We start from the raw sequence: 22478 nt of genomic DNA on the forward strand, positions 1-22478 counted from the left end.
GGGCTCGAAGAATACGGAACCTGTGATTTTAAAAGAAAAAATGCCGATCCGCGCTCAGGCGGCAGCGTCCGCCGCAAAAAGATCGAGACGGTCGGTAAACAGGCTGCTCACTCCCCAGGCCAGCAGGCGCTCTGCCTGCGCTATCGCGTTGACCGTGTAGCAGCACAGCGGCAACCCCTGCCGGCGAACCGCTGCCACCTGTTCCGCGCTCAGTCGTGTCGCGTCGCAATGAACGGAGACGGCCCCGAGATGGCGAACCACATCCGGCCAATCGTCGGGCAAGGTTTCGAACAGCACGCCCCGCGGCAGTTCCGGGGCGAGGTCGCGACAGATTTCAAGGGCTTCCAGCGAGAACGAGGACAACAGCGGCGGCAGCGGATCGTCGCCCCACAGGGTCTGCGCCTGGCGGGCGACCACTTCGGCAGTCTGCCGCGCCTGCCCCCGTGCCGGCTTGACTTCGACATTGGCGCGCAGGCCCAGTCGCCGGCAAAGCAGCGCCGCCTCGCGCAGGGTCGGTACCCGTTCGCCGGCACCGGCGTCGAGCGCCGCCAGTTCCCGGTCGGTGGTCCGGCAGACCTCGCCACGGCCGTTGGTGGTGCGCTCCAGGGTTTCGTCGTGAATCAGGAAGGGCGAGTCATCGGCGCTCAGCATCACGTCGAACTCGACGGCCCGGAATCCCATCCGGGCTGCCAGACGGATGCCGGCCAGGGTGTTTTCAGGCGCCAGCGCGCCGCCGCCCCGATGGGCAATCCAGCGCGGCAGGCGCAATGGGCTCAGAAAGGTTGCGCCTTCTTCAGGGCGGGGCGTGCGCCGAGTACCGAGTTGCCGCGGCTGACCGCCGTGTCGAGCGCAGCCTTGGCCGGCTTCTCGTCTGCCCAGACGGCGCTCAACTCTTCGTCGGCGATGATACGGGCGCCATCGACGTTGCTGACCCGCAGCGACGGCGTCTCGGCCTTGCCCTGCAGCGAGGCGTAGGCTGCGTCGAGCGCCTGCTTGCCGTCCTGCAACAAGCGGCTGAGCGAAGCCAGGCGCGCCGCTTCGGTCATCGGCAGGCCGCCGTGGTTACGCACCAGTTCGATCTGGATTTCCGGCGACAGCAGGAAGGAAACAAAACGCGCAGCCTGACGATATTCGGCCGCCGACTTGCCGGCTCCCACCCACAGCGATGGCCCGTCGGCCAGCGTCGGCCGGCGACCGCCATAGACGTCGTCGTGATAAGGCAGCGGGGCAACACCCAGCTCGACCCCGCGCGCATCCTGGAAATCGGCATGCTCGCGGGAATCGGTGGTGATAATCGCGCACTGACCGTCGCGGAAACGCTGGCTGGCTTCGTTGCCATGACCGAACTGGCGGAAATAGCGGGCCTTGCTCCAGGTCGCCATCATCGCCACATGCTTGACCTGCGGCAGGGCGTTGAACCGCAGTCCGCCCTTGGCGTCGGTGGCCGGCACCCCGGAAACGGCGCTGACATTGTCGATATGCACCCAGACCGGCCACGACGAGGTGTACGGACAGTCGTAACCGGCGGATTGCAGCTTGTCGAGATAGCCTTGCATTTCGAACCAGGTCCGGGGCGCCACATCGGGATTCAGACCGGCCTTGCGGAAGGCGTTCTTGTTATAGAACAGCACCGGCGTCGAATAAAGCACCGGCAAGGCCACCAGCCGGCCGCGGGCATCGGTGACGCCCGGCTTGAGCACTTCGGACAGGCTCAGCGACAGCGGCACGCCGGCCCGGCTCATCATCGAGTGCAGCGGCACGAAATCCTTCGGCTGACTGAGCACATCGCTCATCTGGTAGCGACTGAGCAGGTTCAAGGTCGCCGGCTTGTCGCCTTTCTCGATCCGGACCAGGCGAATCGAGTTGCCGGTTTCCTTGCGATAACGCTCGACGATCTCAGTCAGACGGGCTTCGTTGGCGGCATCGAGATTATGTGCCAACGTCGGTTCAACGGCCGGGGCCTTGGCCGGTGCTTTGGCGGCATGGCCCGGCACAGCCAGCAGCAGGGAGGAAACAATCAACAAGGGACGAACAACACGCAGCATGTGCAACACCTAACAAAAAACGTCGTCGCATTATAACGCCTAGCCGGGCGGTCAGATTTCGACAGATTGGTGACAGATATGCGAGAATCCCCCGCATGATCAAGCACGCCCTCATCCTCAGCCTGACCGCCATGGTGCTGGCCGGTTGCGACCAGGTGACCGCCAAGCTCGGCATCGAGAACCCGGCGCTCAAGGAAGCCAAGATCGACGCCGAAGGCAAGGCTGTCGGCAGCGCCTGCCGGCATTCCGGGCGGGCCATCGAGGACTGCTACGCAATCTACAGCTGGCTGCCCAAGGCCAGCGTGTATACCGGCTGGCGGGAAATGGACGAATACATGCGGGAAAACCAGCTGGAAACCATAGCCCCGCAGCTCCCGCCTCCGGAACCGCCCGGCGTGAAGCGCCGACGCCCGGCGACGACGACCGAAACGGAAGCCGGCAGCGCCGCCGTCACACCGGCCGCCCCGGCCGCCGACCCAGCACCGCCAGCCAGCGCAGAGAACAAGTAAGCCCGGCCTGACCACAACCGCGCCCGCCAAGAGACATACATGAAGAACCGGCTGCCGAAATTTCTGCACGGAATCCGCGGCAAGCTGATCGTCATCTTCGTCCTGATCAAGGTTGTGCCGCTGCTCCTGCTGGCCTGGTTCGCCTGGTACACGGCGCAGGGCCTGGGCGATGCCGTGTCGCAAAAGGCGGCGGACATGGCCGACACCTCGCTGCAGACCATCCAGGAAATCGGCAAGACGGTCACCGCGGACTCGATCAAGGCACTCGACGAGCGTTCGCGTGAGGCAATCGAGACCCTGACCACCGACGCTGCCCGCAACATCGCCCGTTTCCTTTATGCCCGCGACGCCGACATCCTGCAGGCGGCCGACAGCGACCTCAGCGAAGCCGCCTTCCGACGCTTCCTGGCACAGCGCAAGCGCACACTGTACCGGCACGGCCCCTGGCGGCTCGCCCCCGATACCAAATCATGGGAACCGGTCGAGTCGGTCACCCAGGAAACCAAGCTGACACGGCCCATCCTGCCCGACAACGCACGCGACTTCCACCTGCGGCCGCCGGAATACCTGGGCGAACCCGAAGTCACGCCGCTGTTCGTCGAAATGACTTACGTCGATCTGGCGGGCAACGAAAAAATCAAGGTCACTCAGGGCGACCTGACCGACCGGACCTTGAGGAACGTCAGCGAACGCCGCAACACCTTCGTTCGCGCCGAAACCTACTTCGCCGAGCTGAAAAAGCTCAAGCCCGGCGAAATCTACGTTTCCGACGTCATCGGCGCCTACGTCCGCACCGACCTGATCGGCCCCTATATCCCGGAACGACTGGAAAAGATCGGCCTGCCCTTCGCCCCGGAGAAGGCCGCCTACGCCGGCACCGAAAATCCCGTCGGCAAGCGTTTCCGCGGCATCGTCCGCTGGGCCACGCCGGTGGTGCGCAACGGCCAGATCACCGGCTACGTCACGCTGGCACTCGATCACGACCACATCCGCCAGTTCACCGACCGGCTGATGCCGACAGCCGAGCGCTACACACCGATCATCGACGCGATCAAGGGCAACTACGCCTTCATCTGGGACCACAAAAGCCGCTCGATTTCCCACCCACGCGACTACATGATCGTCGGCTACGACCCGGAGACCGGCCACCCGGTCACCCCGTGGCTGGACACCGAGCTCTACGCCGAATGGCAGGCCAGCGGCAAGCCCTCACATGAATTCCTGGCCGACGTTCCCCCCTTCCGCGACCAGCGCCTGACCCGCAAGCCGGCGCCCGAGCAGATCAAGGCCGGCACCCTCGGCCTGGACTGCCGCTACCTCAACTTCTCGCCCCAATGCGACGGCTGGAATGCACTGACCGAACACGGCGGTTCGGGCTCCTTCGTGATCTTCTTCTCCGGCCTGTGGAAATTGACCACGGCGGCCGCGATTCCCTATTACACCGGCCAGTACGGCAAGACGCCGCAGGGTTTCGGATTCGTCACCATCGGCGCCAATGTCGATGATTTCCACAAGGCCGCGACCGACACGGCCGAAAAGATCAATACCCTGGTCGGCGAAAAGGACCGCCAGTTCAAGGCCCAACGCAGCGACCTGCTGGACGGCATCGAACAGAGCCTGACCACCACCGCGATCGGCCTGTGGGGATCGACCGTGGCCATGGTCGTCGTGGTCATTTTCATCGCCATCTGGATGGCCAACCTGCTGACCGCCCGCATCACCTCAATGATCGACGGCATCCGCGCCTTCCGCGACGGCGACCTGCGCCGCCGCCTGGACGACTCGGCGAGGGACGAAATGGGCGAACTCGCCCACTCCTTCAACGCCATGGCCGACTCCGTCGAGGAGTCGTTCAAGCGCCTCGAAGAAGCCCGGGAGAAAGCCGAACAGGCGAGCCGCGCCAAATCCGCCTTCCTGGCGACCGTCTCGCACGAGTTGCGGACGCCGCTGAACGGCATTCTCGGTTTTGCCGACCTGCTGCGCAGCGACCTGCAATCGCCGGAGCATCTCGAATACGCCAAGATCATCCACCAAAGCGGCGAACACCTGCTCACCCTGGTCAGCGAAATCCTCGACCTGGCCAAGATCGAAGCCGGCGAGATGCAGTTCCAGCAGAACGAGGTTCCCCTGCACGGTTTCCTGGAAAACACGCTGGCCGTGCATCGCAGCAGCGCGGAAGCCAAGGGCTTGGCCATCTCGCTGCACCTCGCCGCCGACCTGCCCGACTATCTGCAGACCGACGCAACCCGCCTGCGCCAGATCATCAACAACCTGCTCAGCAACGCCATCAAATTCACCCAGCAAGGCAGCGTCGTGCTCGGCGCCCGCGACGAGAAGGAATGGATCGCCATCTACGTGCGCGACACCGGCCCGGGAATCGCCCGCGAGGACCAGGAAGTGATCTTCGAGAAATTCAAGCAACTGGAAAACTTCCTCACCCGCGAACACGGCGGCACCGGCCTCGGACTGGCGCTGGTCAGGCAACTCGTCACCCACATGGGTGGCCAGGTCAGCGTCGAATCCGAACCGGGCCGAGGGGCGACCTTCACCGTATTGATGCCGAAGAAAGCAAAGGATGAGTGAGCACCTGGCACTGATCGTCGACGACCACCCGACCAACCGCCTGATTGCCACGACCCTGCTACGCAAGATGGGCTGGCAGACGCACGAGGCCGACAACGGCGACAGCGCCCTAGAACTTGCTGCCCGCCATGACTTCCGGCTGGTTCTGCTCGACATCAGCATGCCCGGCCTCAGCGGCGAGAAAACCTGCGAACGCTTGCGCCAGCAATATGTCGGGCGCGACATCCGGATCATTGCCTACACCGCACACGCCTTTCCTGAGGAGCGTGCGCGTTTCCTCGCCGTCGGCTTCGACGATATCCTGGTCAAACCGATCAATCGCGAGCAACTGCAGGCGATGGCGCAGATTTCCTGAAGCGAACGCCGGCCTTGCGCAAACTCGCCCGATATGCAAGCGCCTTCGCGGGTATAATTCTGGCCCATGTCTGAAATCAATACGTTAGCTGACAACACGGTCAGCCCCCCGCCTGCGGAAGCAGTCCCAGAAATCACCTTCGCCGACCTCGGCCTCGCGCCCGAATTGCTGCGCGCCCTCAACGACATGGGCTACAGCAAGCCGACGCCGATTCAGGCCAAGGCCATCCCGCTCGTCATCAGCGGCAAGGACATCATGGGCGGCGCCCAGACCGGCACCGGCAAGACCGCCGCCTTCACGCTGCCGATCCTGCAGCGCATCCTGCCGTTTGCCAGCAGCAGCCCGTCGCCGGCCAAGCACCCGGTGCGCGCGCTGATCCTGGCACCGACGCGAGAACTGGCGCTGCAGGTGTTCGAATCGGTCAAGGCCTACAGCAAGCACACGCCGATCCGCGCCATGTGCGCCTTCGGCGGTGTCGACATCAAGCCGCAAATTGCCGAACTGAAGAAGGGCGTCGAAGTCCTCGTCGCCACGCCGGGTCGGCTGCTCGACCACGTCGAATCGAAGAGCGTCAGCTTCAACTCCGTACAGGCACTGGTCCTCGACGAAGCCGACCGCATGCTCGACATGGGCTTCATCCCGGACGTCACCCGCATCCTCAACATGCTGCCGGCGCAACGTCAGAGCCTGCTGTTCTCGGCCACCTTCTCGGAAGAGATCAAGAAGCTCGCCGACACCATGCTGCAGTCGCCGGTACTGGTCGAAGTCGCCCGCCGCAATCAGGTTTCCGACACCATCACCCACCGCGTGCATCCGGTGTCCGAATACGGCAAGCGCGGCCTGCTGACCAAGCTGCTCAAGTCCGGCGAAATCCGCCAGTGCATCGTCTTCATGCGCACCAAGCAGGGCTGTTCGCGCCTGACCCGCGAACTGCAGCGCGCCGGCATCAAGGCCGACGCCATTCACGGCGACAAGAGCCAGCTCGACCGGATCAAGGCGCTCGACGCCTTCAAGGCCGGCGAAACGCACGCGCTGATCGCCACCGACGTCGCCGCCCGCGGCCTCGATGTAGACGACCTGCCCTACGTGATCAACTACGAACTGCCGCACACGCCGGAAGACTACGTGCACCGCATCGGCCGCACGGGCCGCGCCGGCAAGACGGGTAATGCCATCTCGCTGGTCAGCGCACACGAAGTCGTGTACCTGATGGATATCGAGAAGCTGATCAAGCGCCCGATCGAACAGGTTGAAGTGGCCGGCTTCGAACCGGAACCGGAATACGAATACCCGCCGGGAAACAAGAAGAAGCGTACACCGCCGCCCAAGGCACCGCTGGCCACCCGGCCGGAGCGCAGCGAACGTAGCGAACGCCGGGACCGTCCGGACCGCCCCCGGCGCAATCCGATGATCGCCGCCGACGGCTTCGATTTCAGCAAACCCTACGAAGCCTCACCCCAGCCGCACGGCGAAGTGCCGGATTCGCCCAATGCCCCGGCCAAGGCCGACCCGCACAAGCCGAAACGGGTGGTGGCGGCACTGCTCGGCGGCCTCGGCCGAAAAGGCTGAGCCTCCCCGGAATGAAAAAAGCGGCCTGCAGGCCGCTTTTTCGTTAACTCGCCGTACGCGGCACGAAGCCGGCCGGCGGCCGATTTTTCGGCACCTCGATCTCCAGCAGGCGGATCACGGCCAGGGAGAGGTTGTCGCCGCTGCCGGCGGCGCGCTGACGCGCCAGTTCGATGATCTTCTCGCAGGCCATGCGCGCTGAATTCTGCTTGATCAGGGCGCCCATCTCGGCCTCGTCGAAGTAGGCCCAGATGCCATCCGAACACAGCATGAAACTGTCGCCTGCGCGCAGGTCGTCGGTTTCGCCAAAGTCGAAGCGCGGTTCGTCCTGGCCGCCCAGCGAGGTCATCAGCACATTCCGGTTGGGATGGGTTTCCGCCTGCTCCGGCGTGATCTTGCCAATGGCCACCAGGTGCTCGACGAAAGAGTGATCGACGGTACGCCCGAGTAAGCGACCGTCGCGGAAGCGATACAGACGACTGTCGCCGCAATGCCCCCAGGTCACCCGCCCCGGCTGCAGCAACAACATCACCGCCGTGCTGTGCGGATCCTTTTCGTTCATGAAACGGGAAGCCTTGATCATCGTGTGCGCCTCGCGCATGCTGTTTTCCAGCAGCCAGCGCGCACTTTCCTCGGCCGGCGCGAAATGATCGAGATTGTTCTTGGTGGTGTGGATCACCTGCTCGGCCGCCAATGCGCCACCGGTATGACCGCCCATGCCGTCGGCCACGACCGCCAGCGCGACGCCCTTGCTGCGCGCGTGCGGCAGGATGGCAACACGATCCTGCTGCTCCTTGCGATCCCCCTGGTGCTGGGCTGCGCATGCATCAACGGCGATGGACATCACTCCTCCTCTGAGCCGCCAAGATTAGCATGAAAGTCATACAGCAGCCGTCATGCCATAGCGTTCCAGAATGACATCGACGAACTCGGGCAGGGCATCCTCGCTCAGGCCGAGTTCCGGCAGGACCTGGGCCTTGACCAGATCCCAGTCGGGATTGGGAACGCGCTGGTCGCGCGCATGAATGTCGATCGCCAGTTGCAGGATGGCGACCATGCTGCGCGCTTCGTGATCGCCCAGCTCGAGCATCGCGTGCTGGTGACGGATGGCGTTGCAGATGAAGTCCGGCAGGCACCAGTGGCGAGCGACCAGGTAGCCGACCACGGCGTGATCGGTATTGAACTTGCGGTCCTCTTCCTGCCAGTTCGTCCAGTGCCCTGGCGTCCCCAGCCGCAGTTCCCGGCAATAACTGGGAAAACGCTGCAGCAGCAGCGGCACGCCGCAAGCGTGGAAGATGCCGGCCAGATAAGCCTGATCGGGAAACAGGTTGCAGACGGCAATACGTTCGTCGGCGATCAGCATCGCCAGTTCGCCAATTGCCTGCGAACGCGCCCAGAATGCCTCATAGACACGCTTGTCCGCAGCCATGCCGACGTTGCGCAAGGCAATCGCCTGGATCAGGTTGCAGGTCTGCTCGACACCGACCGCATGCAGTATCTGTTCGACCGAATCGAACGGTTGATGCTTGCGGTAAGCGGCATTGCCAACCACCTTGAACAGCATCGCCGTCAGCCCCGGGTCCTGGTTGATGGTCCTGGCCAGCGGGCGAACATCGAGTTCCTGGCGGGCGATCAGTTTGCGCAACTCGTTCAGGACGCGGGGTTGCGCCGGAATGCGGACACCGCCGTCCAGGACGCGCTTGACCCTGGCCGCATCCTGCTCGCCGAGGCCGGCGCTGATTTCCCTGATTGTCGGTTGCCTGTTCATCCGATTGCCTCATCCATCAATTCGATCCAGTGCCGCACGGGCAGCGACGCCCCTGCCTGCAAGTGTGTCAGACAGCCGATATTCGCGGTCGCGATAACGGCCGGTGCGCCCGCATTGAGCGCAGTCAGTTTGTTGTTGCGCAGCTTGCCCGCGATTTCCGGCTGCAGGACCGCATAGGTGCCGGCCGAACCGCAACAGAGATGCCCGTCGGCAACCGCTGTCAGGCAATAGCCGGCGGTCGTCAGCAAGCCTTCGACCACCCCTCTGATCTTCAGCCCGTGCTGGAGTGTACAAGGAGAATGGAAGGCCAGCCGGCCGCGTTCGGCCGGCATCAGCAGACTGGCCAACTGCGCGGCTTCGCCGGCCACCACTTCCGACGGGTCGCGGCACAGCGCGCCGATCGTCGCCGCTTTTTCCGCGTAGGCCGGATCGTCGGCCAGCAGGTGGCCGTAGTCGCGCACCTGGACGCCGCAGCCGGAAGCCGTGACGACAATGGCTTCCACGCCAGCCTCGACATGCGGCCACCAGGCGTCGATGTTGCGCCGGATGTCGGCTTTGGCCGCTGCCTGGTCGTTGAGGTGATGACGCACGGCGCCGCAGCAGCCGGCCTTCTGCGCTTCGAACAGCTCGATGCCGAGGCGGTCGAGCACGCGCGCCGTCGCCGCGTTGATGTTCGGCGCCAGCGCCGGCTGGACGCAGCCGGCCAGCGCCAGCATGCGCCGCGGATGCCGGCCCTTGGCCGGCCACGGCCTGGCCTCGGCCGGCATCGGCGGCAGCTTGTCGGCCAGCGCCGACGGCAGCAGCGGCTTGAGCACACGGCCGAGCGCCACGGCCGGCCCGAACAGCGCCGGCTCGGGCAGCACGGCTTTCAGCAGTGCACGCGGCGCAGCCTCACGGATCGGCCGTTGCAGCTTGTCCTCGACGATCTGGCGGCCGATGTCGAGCAGGTGGCCGTACTCGACGCCGGACGGGCAGGTCGACTCGCAGGAACGGCAAGTCAGGCAACGGTCGAGGTGAAGCCGGGTCTTTTCGCTGACCGGCTGGCCTTCGAGCACCTGCTTGATCAGGTAGATGCGGCCGCGCGGCCCGTCGAGTTCGTCGCCGAGCAGCTGGTAGGTCGGGCAGGTGGCGGTGCAGAAACCGCAATGCACGCACTTGCGCAGGATTTCGCCGGCCACCCGGCCGGCGTGCGTGTCGCGGAATTCGTCGGCGATCCGGCAGTCCATCAGAACTCCGCGTAAAGTCGGCCGGGGTTGAGGATGCCGGCCGGGTCGAAGACCTTCTTCAGCCGCCGGTGCAGCGCGAGCAGCGCCGGCGCCAGCGGCGTGAACGGATCGACGCGGCAGCGCAGCGATTCCGGCGCCCGGTACAGCGTCGCGTGGCCGCCGGCGGCGACAGCCGCCGCGCGGATCGCCGCAGCATCCACCTCACCGGCGCACCAGCGCAACGCACCGCCCCATTCAATTGCGCGCAGGCCGTCGAGCGCCAGAGCCGGCGCGGTGGACGGCAGGGCGACGCGCCACAGCACCGGCGCCACGAAAGCGGCGTGGCGCTGCTCGCGAATGTCTTCCCAGATACGCCCGGCATCCGCCAGGGTCTTGCCGCCCAGCTTGCGTGCTGCCGCGTCGACCGCCGCCGCCGCGCCGGACAGGCGCAGCCACAGCCGCCCCTCATGCCAGAACGAGGCGGACACCGGTAGCGGCTGCGCGCCCCAGTCGTTCAGCCGGCGCACCGCCTCGTCGGCGCCGCAGGCGAATTCCAGCGTCGTCTCGGCAACCGGCTTGGGCAGCACCTTCAGTGTCGCCTCGGCGACCACGCCGAGCGTGCCCAGGCTGCCGGCGATCAGCCGCGAGACGTCGTAGCCGGCGACGTTCTTCATCACCTGGCCGCCAAAATTCAGCACCTGACCGCGCCCGTCGACCAATTTCACGCCGAGCACGAAGTCGCGCACTGCACCCACCTGCATGCGGCGCGGGCCGGACAAGCCGGCGGCAATGCAGCCGCCGAGCGTCGCCCCGGCGAAACGCGGCGGCTCGAAGGCCAGCATCTGGCCACGTTCGGCCAGCGCCGCCTCGATCTCGGCGAGCGGCGTACCGCATTTCGCGGTGACATAGAGCTCGGTCGGCTCGTAATCGACGATGCCACGATGGCCGCTCAGATCGAGCACCTCGCCGGCCAGCAGGCCGCCGTAGAAATCCTTGCTGCCGGCGCCGCGCAGGCGCAGCGGCGTGTGCCCGGCGTGGGCAGCGCGGACGGCCGCGACGATTTCGTCCAGCGTCATCAGAAGCGCTCCAGGTCGGGGAATTTCAGTTCGCCGCGATGCACGTGCATGCGCCCATATTCGGCGCAGCGGTGCAGGCTGGGCACGGCCTTTTCCGGGTTGAGCAGGCGTTTGTCGTCGAACGCCGCCTTGACCGCGTGGAAGGTTTCCAGCTCGGGCGTCGCGTACTGCACGCACATCTGGTTGATCTTCTCGATGCCGACGCCATGCTCGCCGGTGATCGAACCGCCGAGCGCCACCGACAGTTCCAGGATTTCGGCGCCGAAGGCCTCGGCCTTCTCCCACTCACCGGGCAGCGACATGTCGTACATGATCAGCGGATGCAGGTTGCCGTCGCCGGCATGGAAGACGTTGGCGCAGCGCAGGCCGTACTTCGTTTCCATGGCGGCGATGGCCGCCAGCATCTCGGCCAGGCGCTTCCTCGGAATCGTGCCGTCCATGCAGTAATAGTCCGGCGTGATCCGGCCGACCGCCGGAAACGCCGCCTTGCGCCCGGCCCAGAAGCGCAGGCGCTCGGCTTCCGACTGCGAGACGCGCAGATCGCGGGCGCCGCAGCCGGTGAGCACGGCGCGCACGCGGGCGACCTCCTCGGCGACTTCTTCCGGCGTGCCGTCCGACTCGCACAACAGGATGGCCGCTGCGTCGAGGTCGTAGCCGGCCTTGACGAAGGGCTCGACGGCGGCAGTCGCCGGTTTGTCCATCATCTCCAGCCCGGCCGGGATGATGCCGGCGGCGATGATCGCGGCGACCGCATCACCAGCCTGGGCGACGTCGTCGAACGAGGCCATCACCACCTGGGCGAGTTCCGGCTTGGGCACCAGCTTCACCGTCACTTCGGTGACCACACCGAGCAGGCCTTCCGAACCGATGAGCAGGGCGAGCAGGTCGTAGCCGGGCGCATCCGGCGCATCGCTGCCGATCTCGAAGATTTCGCCCTCGATGCTGACCATGCGGATGCGCAGCACGTTGTGCACGGTCAGGCCGTATTTCAGGCAATGCACGCCGCCCGAGTTCTCGGCGACGTTGCCGCCGAGCGTGCAGGCGATCTGCGACGAGGGATCGGGCGCGTAGTAGAGCCCGAACGGCGCCGCCGCTTCCGACACCGCCAGGTTGCGCACGCCGGGCTGGACGACGGCGGTACGGCTGTCGCGGTCGACCTTGAGGATGCGGTTGAAACGCGCCAGCGACAGCACGACGCCCTCGGCATGCGGCATCGCGCCGCCGGACAGGCCGGTGCCGGCGCCGCGGGCGACCACCGGCACGCCGAGCTGGTGGCAGGTGCGCAGCACATCGACCACCTGACCTTCGTTCTCCGGCAGACAGACCGCCAGCGGCATTTCGCGGTAGGCAGTGAGGCCGTCGCATTCGTAGGGCCGAAGATCCTCATCCTCGACCAGCAGGCAATGGACGGGCAGGATGTTCTTCAGACGTCGAACCAGGGTGGCTCGATCCGTCTGCAAACCGGCGACGGTGGAATTCATGAAGCGCATTTTAAACTGCGCAAACACAAAGCAGCACTCGGGAAAGCGATTAGGTCAACGCAAAACTTTACGAAAGTAATAAGACCATCTCCGTACAATCAAGAAAAAACAATAAAATTCAGGAGAGCACATGAACGACTGGAAATCGCCGGATAACCGGCAATTGCTTGAACGACTGCTGCAGGAGTTGGGCCGTCGCATCGATAGCGATCCGCCGGACGAGGTTTTCGCCATCGAAAGCACCAACATTGCCTGGCCGCGCATCAAGGATTGCCTGCACGACACACTGCGCACCGGCGATGAAAGCCACTGCCTGGCGATGATCCGCCAACTCGCCGCCACCGATACTCCGTTCATGCTTTTCGCCCACCAGTTCGGCGTGCTACGCAACCTGATCCTGGGCCAAACGCTGGACGAAGGCGCCATCGAAACCGCGCGCCGAGTCACGCAGTTGTTCAGCGAAATGGAAGAGAGCTTCGCGGCCGCCTACCTGGAGGTCTTCCTGAATCGCCTGGGTACCCGGAACCACCTGCGACTGAGCCATATTCGCGCGCTCAGCGACAAGAATCTGCTGGCCTATTTCGAGGCCCACCTCGAATGGATGGCCCGACTGGTGGAAGCCGTGAGCCAACGCGAACCGCCCGGCATGCCGGAGCTCGACCCGACCCGCTGCGAATTCGGCCGCTGGCTGGAAGACGACGGCGCCCGCCTGATCCGCGACCGCAGCCACATTGCCCAGATCCGCGACCTGCACGCGGCGATGCACCACGTGGTCAGCGAGGTCGGCAGCATCATGAACCACCCCCGTGCCAGCGGCCCTGTCTATGCCCTGCTCAAGAAGGCCGAGAGCTACTCGCTGGAACTCGGTCACGAAATCTCGCTGCTCAACAGCATCGTCATCATGAGCGTCTACAGCAAGGATCCATTGACCGGTTTTCTCAACCGCCGCTTCCTCGACCGGGTGCTGGTCAACCAGATGGAAATCGCCAAGGCGACCGAATCGCCGTTTTCGATCATCATGTTCGACCTCGATCATTTCAAGCGGCTCAACGACGACCATGGGCACCAGACCGGCGACCTGGCCCTCGAACACATCGCCGGCATCGTCCGCGACACCCTGCGCCAGTCCGACCTGATCTTCCGCTACGGCGGAGAGGAATTCATGCTGGTCGCACCGTCGACCTCGCTGGCCCAGGCCCACATCATTGCCGAAAAGCTGCGCCAGCGCATTGCCGGAACACCGCTGCCCTACGAGCCACCATTGACCCTGACCGCCAGTTTCGGCGTCACCGAGATCGCCCCCGGCACCTACGAGGTCGTCGATAGCCGGCTCGTCCATGACGTCATCGCCGCCTGCGACGGCAAGCTTTACGCCGCCAAGAACAGCGGCCGCAACCGCGTGCTCTAGCCGCCGGCCATCCGCTCACGCCAGCCCAGCCCATCCTCGGTCACCGCCAGCGGCTTGTATTCGCAGCCGACCCAGCCCGCGTAGCCAAGCCGGTCGAGCAGCGCGAACAGGTAGGGGTAGTGGATTTCGCCGGTGCCCGGCTCGTGCCGCCCGGGGTTGTCGGCGATCTGGATGTGGCCGATCCGGTCGAAATTGCTTTCGATGGTGCGCGCCAAGTCGCCCTGGATGATCTGGGCGTGATACAGGTCGAGTTGCAGGCGGACGTTGTCGCAACCGATCCGGTCGAGCAGGCGCAAAGCCTGGCCGATGTCGTCGAGCCAGTAACCCGGCATATCGATGCGGCTGTTGATCGGTTCGATCAGCACGTTCGCACCGATGCTCGCGAAACGCCCGGCAGCGTGGCGCAGATTGGCGACGTAAGTGCTTTCCAGCACCGATTCGGCAGTCCCGGACGACCTCAGCCCGGCCATGCAATGAACCTGCCGGCAATCGAGCGCCATCGCGTAATCAAGCGCCAGTTCGACGCCGTCCACGAATTCCGCGCGCCGGTCCGGCAAGCAGGCCAGCCCCCGCTCGCCCTGCGCCCAGTCGCCCGGCGGCAGGTTGAACAGCACCTGCTCGACACCCGCCGCGGCCAGCCAGCCGGCGACATCGCCCGCCGCCCACTCATAGGGAAACAGATATTCGACCCCGGCAAACCCGGCTGCGGCCGCGCGGGCAAAGCGCTCGGGGAATGGCGCATCGGCAAACAAAAAACTCAGGTTGGCGGCGAACTTTGGCATGGCGGCGACAGTCAGTGCGTGGGCCGGAAAGTATAATTCCGGCAACACCTAGGAGAAGCGCGTGAGCGAAGAAAAGCACCAAGGCAACGAACCGGAACGCAAAGGCAACCGCCTGTCCAAAATTGTGACCCGCACCGGCGACGCCGGCACCACGGGTCTCGGGGACGGCAGCAGGACAACCAAGGACAGCCTGCGCATCGCCGCCATCGGCGATGTCGACGAGCTCAATTCCGCCCTCGGCCTCCTGCTCTGCGAAGAACTACCGGACCCGGTCCGCAGCGTGCTGCACGATATCCAGCACGATCTGTTCGACCTCGGCGGCGAACTGTGCCTGCCCGGCATGGAAGTCATGAAGCAGAACCAGGTCGCCCGCCTCGAAGCCATCGTCGAGGATTTCAACAGCGACCTGCCGATGCTCAAGGAATTCATCCTGCCGGGGGGCACCCGCCCGGCCGCCCTCGCCCACCTGTGCCGGACCGTCTGTCGCCGGGCCGAACGTGCCATGGTCGCCCTGCACCACGCCGAAGCCCTGTCCGAACCGGCGCGTCGCTACATCAATCGCCTCTCCGACCTGCTGTTCGTCCTCGGCCGCAGCCTCAACCGCAGCGGCGGTCGCGGCGACGTACTCTGGCAAAAGGGGCGGACCGCCGAATGAGGCTTGATCCCGACCCGGCTACGGCAGCATAATCGGACACACTCCCGAGGCAGCAACCGTGTACCGCGTCGTCACCAAATACCGCAATGGCAGCACCCGGCCCGTCGTCGAACGGGGGCCTTGGCACGCCACCAGGAAGCTGGCGGAAGAATGGGCCGATACCCTGCGCGCTCATGGCTACACGGCCTACGTCGAATCGCAGAACGGCCTGATCGACGCGGGCGCCGTAGCGGGCGGTGACGACAACTCGGATTTGATGAGCGCACTGGCCAGCATGGCCTGACGCCTGATTTCCGCCAGAAAAAGCGGAAGCATGACTTCCAAAATAACTGAGCAGTCGAAGCCGGCAGAAATGAGCAGCCATGTCCGCGGACATCCGGCGCGCCGGGAACGAAACCGGGGCCGGGGCAAAGCCGAAATAAACAACCCGTTGAATTTCAACAAGTTATGGCGGGTCCGGTGAGATTCGAACTCACGATGGGTTTCCCCACGCCGGTTTTCAAGTCTCCAGACATTTATAGAAATTTCAAACACTTACGCAGCAATCATTTCCGCAACCTCTGTCATTTTGCTGCCTTTGGTGCCAATAAACACGCGGCCCGATGACTGGGATGCGGAGAAGATTTTACCCGCTTAATGGCGACCTGACCAATACAAGATCGCCGAGCACGCCCTCAACTGTCCGATGGGCGCTGCAATGCTTCGAGTAGGCAATGAAGGACATGACGCGCTGCCTCACGAAATCCAGATCGATTTCGCCGTCGTGGTACTGGGCTGCCATTTCCCGGAAGGCCAGGCGCGCCCGCTTGATGTTCCGCTTGCGTGGCAGGATGTGCGTCGGCCAGATGCGGTAGCCGCAGAAGTCGATGCCGCGCTGCCAGGGGTGAATCGCGGTCTTCGGATTGAGCGAAAGCGCCAGGCCATTCACGGCCTCGCCGAGTTCCAGCATCACCTTCTGGGCTGAAGCCTTGTCCGGCATGATGGCGACGAAATCATCCATGTATCGGACGTAGAAGCGGATGCCCATGTCGTCCTTGGCGATGTGATCGAGGCGGTTGAGCATGATGTTCGCGGCAAGCTGGCTGGTCAGGGCGCCAACCGGCAGCCCGACTCCGGCGTCATGGCCGTAACCGCCGATGATCTTGCGCCACAGCCAGAGCACGTCCTTTTCTGAAATCGTCCGCTCCACCTCGCTCATGAGCACGTCGTGCCGGATGCTGGCGAAGTATTTGCTGATGTCGGCCTTCAAGACATAAACCTTGTCGCCCCAGTTGCGCTTGGCAATCCGCAGGAATTGCTGCGCCCGGAAGACGGCGCGCTGGGTGCCTTTGCCTTCGCGGCAGGCGAACGAATCGGGGATGAATTTTCGCTCGAAGAGCGGATCGACGAGGCGCACGAGAGCATGATGGATCACGCGATCCTCGAACGGCGGCGCCTGGATCATGCGCATCTTCGGCTCGAAGACGGTAAATTCGCGCTGCTTTCCCGGCGCCCAGGTCTTCCAGATCAGGTGATTTTGCAAGTTGATCAGATTCTCTTCGAGGCTACTGGCGAAGCGCATCACATCCAGGCGATACCGCTTTCCGTGGCGCGCCTCCAGAAAGGCTTTGTGCAGGTTCTCGAATTCGATCAGTTTGGCCCAGAGGCCGTTGGTTGTTTTTGGCATGTTGTTCTTGTGGGTGGTCGGGCGCCGCCACGTTCGCCGGCTTCCCGGCTACTGGCCGCAGCGCCCTGTACATCTTCGACAGCATGGTCAGGACAATGGCCCCAAAGGAAATGCGCTGGACGGCGGCCGCTTGGGCTGCTCGCCTTCTGGCGTCAGTCGTTTGCGAGGCGGCCGCCGATGTTCGAGTTCGAATTCGACGCGGCGTTGTTGACGTTGAGATAGAACAGGCCGGCGTACTCGCCGTTGCCCCAATTGCCACCGTTAATAAGCCATTGCCCCTCAAAATAGTTGTGGCTACATGGCGCCTCCCTCGTGCTTGATCCAAGCGCCAACCATCTTGCCTATCTCGTTCGTGTGCCGCATCCAGATTTCAAGGCGGTTGGTGTTGATGTAGCCCATGCGGTGAGCCTTGCGGATTGAGCCCCGGAAGACCTCGATTTCGACATCGAGGTCAAACAGCGCGCCGGACTTCTGGCGGCGCTTCCATGCCACAACCGTCAGGCGCAGCAGCTTGTTTGTGGCTGCCCGCATGTCGGCGCAAAGCAGGTGCCGTTCGATCTTCGGGAACTGGTGCAGCACGGTGTGCGTGTAGGCGTCCAGTTCCTCCAGCTTCGTCATCAGGGAGAGGTGTGCTTCGCTCACTCACTGCGCTCCGCGAACAAAAGCAAAGCTGCCCAGCAGCTTCTTTCTCAGGCCGTATGATTCCGCGTGGCTGGCATGGGCGATCCACGACTTCACGGATTCGCCGATCTTTTCCATGCTCACCTTTCCCTGGCTATACAGCCGGCGCATCTTCCTGAGCGTTCTGCTGATGCGAGAAATGGAGCTTTTGCGAATTCTTCGGTGCGTCGTCCATATCCTATAACCAAGAAAATCCATTGCGCGGCCATGCCTCACGCCGACAGGAAAGACCTGTGTTTTCGCGTTGGTCTTGAGGCGCAGGCGCTGCCACAGGAACTGTTCGATCAGGGCGCGCACTCGGTGAAGATGATCCTTGTCGTGATGAACGACACAGAAATCGTCCATGTAGCGCATGTACAGCTTCTCGCGTAGGCCGTGCTTCACAAATTCATCAAGCTCATGCAGGTAAATGTTGGCAAATAGCTGGCTCGTGAGGTTTCCAATAGGCAGGCCAACGGGGCGCAGATCGCCCTGTGTGGCGGTCGAGTCAATGATGTTGTCGATCAGAGACAATGTTCTCTTGCAGGCAATTCTCCGCCTGACCAATTCCTTGATGGCGCAATGGTCAATGCTGTAGAAAAACTTGGAAATATCGGCCTTCAGCACGAATACATGGCCGTGCTCGCGCTTCACTTTGCGCAGCATGGCTTGCGCGCGGTCGGCGCCCTTGTGCGTCCCCTTGCCTGGGCGGCAAGCGTAGCTGTCGGCAATGAATCGGCGCTCCCATATCGGCTCGATCACGCCGACAATCGCATGCTGGACAACCCGGTCTCGAAAAGGAAGTGCGGCAACAATGCGCTCCTTTGGCTCAGTCACGATGAATTTTCGATAAGCGCCAGTCCTGTATTCGCCCCAGATCAACTCATTCTGAAGCTGGATCAAGTTGCCCTCAAGATCAAGCTCGAACCGCTGCACCTCGATGCGGTCTCTCTTGCCGCGCCGGGCGCGCAGGTAGGCAGCGTGCAAATTCTCGAAGCTGTAGATTTCCGGGTACAGGTTGTTGTAGGTCTTTGCCATATTCAACCCCGAAGGGCGGCGGCTTCGAACGGTCGCCTATTGGCTACTGGAACGGGCCGCCTGTTTAATGTTCCGGCTTCAGGTTTCCCTTGGCCGAGGAATGCACGTCCTTTTGAGGGTGTGCTGCCGTCAGGCCGCTTGGGCCTGCCGTTTCTGACTTTCCCCAAGAGCGGGGCGAGACCCGATGTTCGTGTTGGCGTTGGAGCGCGCGTTGTTCAGGTTGAGCGCGAAGACGCCGCTGGTCGCGGCGTTGTTCCAGTTGCCGCCACGGATCGGAAGCCGTTTCAACGCGCACCCCTTGTATCACCGTCGCCGGCAATTGCTTTGGCCCATCCGCCTACCATGCGGCCGATTTCGTCGTTGAGTTTGGCCCAGTGCTCATACTTCTTGAAGTCCAGGTAGCCCATGTTCTTCGCCATTCGCACCTGAGAGCGCAGCAAGTCAATCTCTGCGTCCAATTCCTGAAGGGTTGTCTTCTTGTGGTATCGCTTGTTGCAGACCACAATCAGCCGCAGCACGCCCCACATGGTTCCCCGGATTTCGGCGCCGAGAACATGGCGCTCCATCTTCGGGAATTGACGGATAGCGACATGCCCATACTCAATCATCGCCTCGCACTTCTGGCGAATAAGCAGATCGTTCTGCTGGTCTCGCTTAATCACGCTCGCCCAGTGTCGTGCCGCCAGTTATTCCAGACCACGAAGGCATAGAGCAAGCACAGGCCGGCGACGATGTGAGACGAAAACGCGCTGCCGGGCAGGAAATTCCAGCCGGCGATCAGCACGGCGGCCTTGAACAGGATCAGCGCTGGCTTGACGCCAATGGCGCGCATGGCGGCGGCCATGACCGGGTTCAATTCTCGCCCGCCCTTGTCAAGGACGCGGACGGTCAGAATCACATCGAGGATGTTGAGCACGACAAGCAGGGCAAATAGCGGGTAGAAAGTCACTTGGACACCTATTTCGTAGGCAATGGCAACGGCAAGCGTTGCCACCACGGGAAAAACAAGATCAAGCTGGCTGTCCAGATTCCACTTCCAGAACTGGAACCCGGCAAACGGGTTCAGGTTGCCGACCGGCCCGCCGTTGGTCAGCTTCTTCTCGAACTGGGCATGTTCGCGCCCCAGAAAGAAGAAGGCGCCGGCCGCAGCGCCAACCCACCAGTTGCCCGTCACCAGGCCGATGGCGATCTGCATCAGCAAGGCAAAGGCCGCGTGTTCAAAGTTCGAGGGGTTCATCAAAACTCCAGCTTGATTCCAGGTTAAAAGGGGCGGGCTATCGCCCACCCCATCAGATTGCACGCTACAGATTTCAGAGCACAAAAGCGGGGCGAGACCCGATGACCGAGTAGGCGTGGGAGCGCGCGTTGTTCAGGTTGAGCGCGAAGACGCCGCTGGTCGCGGCGAAGTTCCAGTAGCCGCCACGGATCGGAAGCCGCTCGCCCGTCACGTCCAGCCAGAAGCCGTCGCCACCCAGGCCGGTCGCGGCTACCGGGAACAGGCCGTGCTTCTTCAGGACTTGCAGCGCGGCGTCGGCCACCGGCGTGGTGCCGGGGTTGGTCATACCTTCGAAGCTGGAACCGGAAGCGCGAACCAGCGTGTAGGCAGACGTACCGGACGCGGCATAGCGCACCGAGTTGGCCGTGGTCGCCACATAATCGCCGCCGGCAATGGAGCCGGTGAAGGTCGGCGTCACCAAAGCGCCGGTAGCGCCATTGATAGCCTTCCATGCGGCGGAGGTTGCACCAAAATCTGTCGCGTTCAGTGCGGCGTTGTTATTCTCGATGATCTGGATTTCGCCGCCGACGATGCGCATGCCCGGCGTCCATTCCCAGATATTGCCGTTCAGATCGGCAATGCCGCCGTTGCTGTTGTCGTGGCGCCACGATGCCGGGCCGGAGCCGGTCAGGGTGCGCGGCGTGCCAGCGGTATCGCCAGGCGTGCCACCATCGATACGACGGCCAGTTTCCCAAGCGGAGTCGCTGGACTTGCCGTAGTTGGTGTTGCCGCGCGGCATGAAGCCATTCTTCCAGCACCAGAGAGCCAGGGCAGCGAATTCGACGTTCGAAATCGCGTGCCAGCCGGGGCCATTGACGCGGGCCAGGTTGGCGAAATAGTCGAAGCTCTGGCTGGCGGTCGGATCAACGCCGGGCAGGCTCAGGAATTCGCCGTTCTTGGCGATGCCTTGATATGCGCCGACGAAGATCTCATTCTTCTCGATGCCATTGACGATGAAGGCCGGATGCACACCGGAGCCGAGGCCGGCATCAATGTCCTGCACGAGAAACTTGGGGATCACGTTCATGTAGCACGGTTGGCCGGACGCGGTGTAGAGCACGGTTTGCTTGCCGCCGCTGGCCGCCTCAACGGAGGCGCGAAGGTCGTCTTTTACGAAAATGGAAGGCATGGATTTTTCTCCTGATTAGGCCGTGGGCCAGAGGGTGATAGAGATGGCATTCGGGTCAAGCGGAACCGGCGCCTGGGTGACTTCCGGCTTGCCATCCTTGTCCTTGCCTTCGACATCGGTGTAACGACGTGCCGGGATCTCGATCTGCGCCAGGTAGGCGCCATTGCCGCCCTCGCTCGGGCCGGTCTTGTTGGCGCGGACTTCGACGGTGACGGCGGTGTCAAGCTGGCGAGCTTCGCAGTCGATGGTGACGCCGGCGACGGTGACGCTGCCACCGCTCACGGAAAAATCAGCGACGGGCTGGCCGGGTTGCTTCAGGTTGATTTGCGGCATGGAATTCTCCTATCAGTTGTTGAGCTTGCTGGCCTTCCAGCGGACGACGACGTTATCGGCGGCGCTGGCCAGTAGTACGGTGAAACCGTTCGTTGCCCGGCTGGAAACCATGACGCCCTTTGCCTCACAAGGCGCACCAACGGCAGAGACGACATCAAAATCCAGCTTGTAGTCGTTGGCCGACAGTGTTTGCAGGACGACAGAAGCGGACGCCGGGCTGTTCAGAAGTTGCGGGAACTGGGCCTCGATTCGGCGGACATCGGTCAGGGTGACGTTGGTCAGGTTCGGGTCGGTCGCGTCGGTCGAATTGGCCGGAATCGTGACGTTGTAAATCTTGATGGTGCCATCCGGGAGGTCGGAACCAATCGGCGTCACAGCCAGGCGCCACAAGCCGCCGGCATCCTGGTACAGGTAAGCATAAACAGTGACTGCGCCGGAGCCAGTATTGCTCGGCACAGATGCGGCGTTGGTGCCGTCTGCGACTGAATAAGCGCGGCCATTGGCAAAGCAGGCACCAGCCGAGAGATTTAGGTTTCTGGCAGCGGTTCCGGACTTGCTGGCGGTGCATCCAGAAACAACGCCACGATTCAGGATGGTTGTAATTCCTTCCTGCTGGGCCTGCTCACGCAAGGCGCGGACGCCGTAATTGGCAAGCGCGGCCTGGTCGATGGCGAATTTAAGCGCGGCGGCCGCGGCGTTCTGCATGTCCGGGCCGAGCGCTTCATTCTCGGCTGCCATGGCATCCAGGCGCGTCGGCAAATCGGCGAAAGCGCCCTTTGCAGAATCGACTTGATCGGCGCGAGTCTTGAGGTATTTGGTTCTGTTGGCGAGTTGCTTGGCTTGCACGTTGGCAATGCCATTGGCGCCGCCCAGCACGGGGTCGGTCGTCTCGATCTGGTAGACGCCAGATTCCCAAATCGAGCTTTCAGTTACGTTGGCCATA

At 63.4% G+C, this 22478-nt stretch carries 23 protein-coding genes; 7 read left to right on the forward strand and 16 right to left on the reverse strand.

Annotated features, from left to right (window positions below):
- Window positions 1–54: 54 nt before the first annotated feature.
- Both ugpQ and Q0799_RS07690 read right to left on the reverse strand, forming a co-directional pair.
- The gene (gene ugpQ / locus Q0799_RS07685; protein WP_298396609.1) at window positions 55–768 is read right to left on the reverse strand and encodes a glycerophosphodiester phosphodiesterase; all 714 of its coding nucleotides are present in this window, start codon (window positions 766–768) and stop codon (window positions 55–57) included.
- A gap of 5 nt (window positions 769–773) precedes the next feature.
- Window positions 774–2045 carry an extracellular solute-binding protein gene (locus Q0799_RS07690; RefSeq protein WP_298396612.1) on the reverse strand — a complete coding sequence of 424 codons (1272 nt, stop codon included), beginning with the start codon at window positions 2043–2045 and terminating at the stop codon, window positions 774–776.
- A 95-nt stretch (window positions 2046–2140) separates the two neighbouring features.
- On the opposite strand from Q0799_RS07690, the gene Q0799_RS07695 reads away from it, so the two are divergent.
- The 4 genes from Q0799_RS07695 to Q0799_RS07710 all read left to right on the forward strand — a co-directional run bounded on the left by Q0799_RS07695 (window position 2141) and on the right by Q0799_RS07710 (window position 7061).
- The gene (locus Q0799_RS07695; protein WP_298396614.1) at window positions 2141–2554 is read left to right on the forward strand and encodes a hypothetical protein; all 414 of its coding nucleotides are present in this window, start codon (window positions 2141–2143) and stop codon (window positions 2552–2554) included.
- A 39-nt stretch (window positions 2555–2593) separates the two neighbouring features.
- Window positions 2594–5137: an ATP-binding protein gene (locus tag Q0799_RS07700; protein ID WP_298396616.1), complete on the forward strand. Its 2544-nt coding sequence runs from the start codon at window positions 2594–2596 to the stop codon at window positions 5135–5137.
- Window positions 5130–5492: a response regulator gene (locus Q0799_RS07705; protein WP_298396617.1), complete on the forward strand. Its 363-nt coding sequence runs from the start codon at window positions 5130–5132 to the stop codon at window positions 5490–5492. The genes Q0799_RS07700 and Q0799_RS07705 overlap by 8 nt, the downstream gene beginning before the upstream one ends.
- 132 nt (window positions 5493–5624) lie before the next feature.
- On the forward strand, window positions 5625–7061 hold the full coding sequence (locus Q0799_RS07710; protein WP_298396913.1) for a DEAD/DEAH box helicase: 1437 nt from the start codon (window positions 5625–5627) through the stop codon (window positions 7059–7061).
- 43 nt (window positions 7062–7104) lie between these two features.
- Here the strand turns inward: Q0799_RS07710 and Q0799_RS07715 are convergent, their stop codons facing one another.
- The 5 genes from Q0799_RS07715 to Q0799_RS07735 are packed head-to-tail and all read right to left on the reverse strand — an operon-like array spanning window position 7105 to window position 12597.
- On the reverse strand, window positions 7105–7902 hold the full coding sequence (locus Q0799_RS07715) for a protein phosphatase 2C domain-containing protein (protein WP_298396620.1): 798 nt from the start codon (window positions 7900–7902) through the stop codon (window positions 7105–7107).
- 36 nt (window positions 7903–7938) lie between these two features.
- Complete coding sequence (locus Q0799_RS07720; RefSeq protein WP_298396623.1) at window positions 7939–8826, reverse strand: HDOD domain-containing protein; 888 nt, start codon at window positions 8824–8826, stop codon at window positions 7939–7941.
- On the reverse strand, window positions 8823–10052 hold the full coding sequence (gene glcF / locus Q0799_RS07725; RefSeq protein ID WP_298396626.1) for a glycolate oxidase subunit GlcF: 1230 nt from the start codon (window positions 10050–10052) through the stop codon (window positions 8823–8825). The genes Q0799_RS07720 and glcF overlap by 4 nt, the downstream gene beginning before the upstream one ends.
- Window positions 10052–11107: a glycolate oxidase subunit GlcE gene (gene glcE, locus Q0799_RS07730; RefSeq protein WP_298396631.1), complete on the reverse strand. Its 1056-nt coding sequence runs from the start codon at window positions 11105–11107 to the stop codon at window positions 10052–10054. Before glcE ends, glcF begins: the two co-directional genes overlap by 1 nt.
- Window positions 11107–12597: an FAD-linked oxidase C-terminal domain-containing protein gene (locus tag Q0799_RS07735; RefSeq protein ID WP_298396634.1), complete on the reverse strand. Its 1491-nt coding sequence runs from the start codon at window positions 12595–12597 to the stop codon at window positions 11107–11109. Before Q0799_RS07735 ends, glcE begins: the two co-directional genes overlap by 1 nt.
- Window positions 12598–12718: 121 nt before the next feature.
- On the opposite strand from Q0799_RS07735, the gene Q0799_RS07740 reads away from it, so the two are divergent.
- Window positions 12719–13996, forward strand: a complete 1278-nt coding sequence (locus Q0799_RS07740; protein WP_298396637.1) for a diguanylate cyclase — start codon at window positions 12719–12721, stop codon at window positions 13994–13996.
- On the opposite strand, the gene hyi is transcribed toward Q0799_RS07740, so the two are convergent.
- Complete coding sequence (gene hyi / locus Q0799_RS07745; RefSeq protein ID WP_298396639.1) at window positions 13993–14778, reverse strand: hydroxypyruvate isomerase; 786 nt, start codon at window positions 14776–14778, stop codon at window positions 13993–13995. The two genes, Q0799_RS07740 and hyi, sit on opposite strands and share 4 nt — an antisense overlap.
- A gap of 61 nt (window positions 14779–14839) precedes the next feature.
- Here hyi and Q0799_RS07750 point away from each other — a divergent pair, with 61 nt between their 5' ends.
- Both Q0799_RS07750 and Q0799_RS07755 read left to right on the forward strand, forming a co-directional pair.
- On the forward strand, window positions 14840–15433 hold the full coding sequence (locus Q0799_RS07750; protein ID WP_298396642.1) for a cob(I)yrinic acid a,c-diamide adenosyltransferase: 594 nt from the start codon (window positions 14840–14842) through the stop codon (window positions 15431–15433).
- 58 nt (window positions 15434–15491) lie between these two features.
- The gene (locus Q0799_RS07755) at window positions 15492–15716 is read left to right on the forward strand and encodes a hypothetical protein (protein WP_298396645.1); all 225 of its coding nucleotides are present in this window, start codon (window positions 15492–15494) and stop codon (window positions 15714–15716) included.
- Between the two features lie 342 nt (window positions 15717–16058).
- Here the strand turns inward: Q0799_RS07755 and Q0799_RS07760 are convergent, their stop codons facing one another.
- The 8 genes from Q0799_RS07760 to Q0799_RS07795 form a co-directional block, all read right to left on the reverse strand.
- Complete coding sequence (locus Q0799_RS07760; RefSeq protein ID WP_298396647.1) at window positions 16059–17099, reverse strand: reverse transcriptase/maturase family protein; 1041 nt, start codon at window positions 17097–17099, stop codon at window positions 16059–16061.
- A gap of 294 nt (window positions 17100–17393) precedes the next feature.
- Entirely contained in the window at window positions 17394–17741 is a 348-nt protein-coding gene (avd, locus tag Q0799_RS07765; protein WP_298396650.1) for a diversity-generating retroelement protein Avd, read from the reverse strand.
- Entirely contained in the window at window positions 17742–18797 is a 1056-nt protein-coding gene (locus tag Q0799_RS07770; RefSeq protein ID WP_298396655.1) for a reverse transcriptase domain-containing protein, read from the reverse strand.
- 284 nt (window positions 18798–19081) lie between these two features.
- A complete protein-coding gene (avd, locus tag Q0799_RS07775; RefSeq protein WP_298396658.1) occupies window positions 19082–19459 on the reverse strand; it encodes a diversity-generating retroelement protein Avd in 378 nt (125 codons plus the stop codon).
- The gene (locus Q0799_RS07780) at window positions 19456–20034 is read right to left on the reverse strand and encodes a DUF5658 family protein (RefSeq protein WP_298396661.1); all 579 of its coding nucleotides are present in this window, start codon (window positions 20032–20034) and stop codon (window positions 19456–19458) included. Before Q0799_RS07780 ends, avd (Q0799_RS07775) begins: the two co-directional genes overlap by 4 nt.
- A gap of 73 nt (window positions 20035–20107) precedes the next feature.
- A complete protein-coding gene (locus tag Q0799_RS07785) occupies window positions 20108–21202 on the reverse strand; it encodes a hypothetical protein (protein WP_298396664.1) in 1095 nt (364 codons plus the stop codon).
- Window positions 21203–21217: 15 nt separating this feature from the next.
- Window positions 21218–21535 (reverse strand): hypothetical protein, encoded by a 318-nt coding sequence (locus tag Q0799_RS07790; RefSeq protein WP_298396667.1) that lies wholly within the window; start codon window positions 21533–21535, stop codon window positions 21218–21220.
- A gap of 12 nt (window positions 21536–21547) precedes the next feature.
- Window positions 21548–22477, reverse strand: a complete 930-nt coding sequence (locus Q0799_RS07795; protein ID WP_298396670.1) for a hypothetical protein — start codon at window positions 22475–22477, stop codon at window positions 21548–21550.
- Window position 22478: the final 1 nt, after the last annotated feature.

The organism is uncultured Azonexus sp. (assembly GCF_937982035.1).
Classification (GTDB): Bacteria; Pseudomonadota; Gammaproteobacteria; order Burkholderiales; family Rhodocyclaceae; genus Azonexus.

Bases quoted from the DNA above. Each gene is read 5' to 3' on its own strand.
- hyi (WP_298396639.1), bottom strand. From the start codon at position 14,778: ATGCCAAAGTTCGCCGCCAACCTGAGTTTTTTGTTTGCCGATGCGCCA.
- Q0799_RS07715 (WP_298396620.1), bottom strand. From the start codon at position 7,902: ATGTCCATCGCCGTTGATGCATGCGCAGCCCAGCACCAGGGGGATCGC.
- Q0799_RS07780 (WP_298396661.1), bottom strand. From the start codon at position 20,034: ATGAACCCCTCGAACTTTGAACACGCGGCCTTTGCCTTGCTGATGCAG.
- Q0799_RS07720 (WP_298396623.1), bottom strand. From the start codon at position 8,826: ATGAACAGGCAACCGACAATCAGGGAAATCAGCGCCGGCCTCGGCGAG.
- glcE (WP_298396631.1), bottom strand. From the start codon at position 11,107: ATGACGCTGGACGAAATCGTCGCGGCCGTCCGCGCTGCCCACGCCGGG.
- Q0799_RS07760 (WP_298396647.1), bottom strand. From the start codon at position 17,099: ATGCCAAAAACAACCAACGGCCTCTGGGCCAAACTGATCGAATTCGAG.
- Q0799_RS07695 (WP_298396614.1), top strand. From the start codon at position 2,141: ATGATCAAGCACGCCCTCATCCTCAGCCTGACCGCCATGGTGCTGGCC.
- Q0799_RS07700 (WP_298396616.1), top strand. From the start codon at position 2,594: ATGAAGAACCGGCTGCCGAAATTTCTGCACGGAATCCGCGGCAAGCTG.
- Q0799_RS07795 (WP_298396670.1), bottom strand. From the start codon at position 22,477: ATGGCCAACGTAACTGAAAGCTCGATTTGGGAATCTGGCGTCTACCAG.
- Q0799_RS07770 (WP_298396655.1), bottom strand. From the start codon at position 18,797: ATGGCAAAGACCTACAACAACCTGTACCCGGAAATCTACAGCTTCGAG.
- Q0799_RS07690 (WP_298396612.1), bottom strand. From the start codon at position 2,045: ATGCTGCGTGTTGTTCGTCCCTTGTTGATTGTTTCCTCCCTGCTGCTG.
- Q0799_RS07790 (WP_298396667.1), bottom strand. From the start codon at position 21,535: ATGCCGCAAATCAACCTGAAGCAACCCGGCCAGCCCGTCGCTGATTTT.
- glcF (WP_298396626.1), bottom strand. From the start codon at position 10,052: ATGGACTGCCGGATCGCCGACGAATTCCGCGACACGCACGCCGGCCGG.
- Q0799_RS07740 (WP_298396637.1), top strand. From the start codon at position 12,719: ATGAACGACTGGAAATCGCCGGATAACCGGCAATTGCTTGAACGACTG.
- Q0799_RS07785 (WP_298396664.1), bottom strand. From the start codon at position 21,202: ATGCCTTCCATTTTCGTAAAAGACGACCTTCGCGCCTCCGTTGAGGCG.
- Q0799_RS07735 (WP_298396634.1), bottom strand. From the start codon at position 12,597: ATGCGCTTCATGAATTCCACCGTCGCCGGTTTGCAGACGGATCGAGCC.
- Q0799_RS07705 (WP_298396617.1), top strand. From the start codon at position 5,130: ATGAGTGAGCACCTGGCACTGATCGTCGACGACCACCCGACCAACCGC.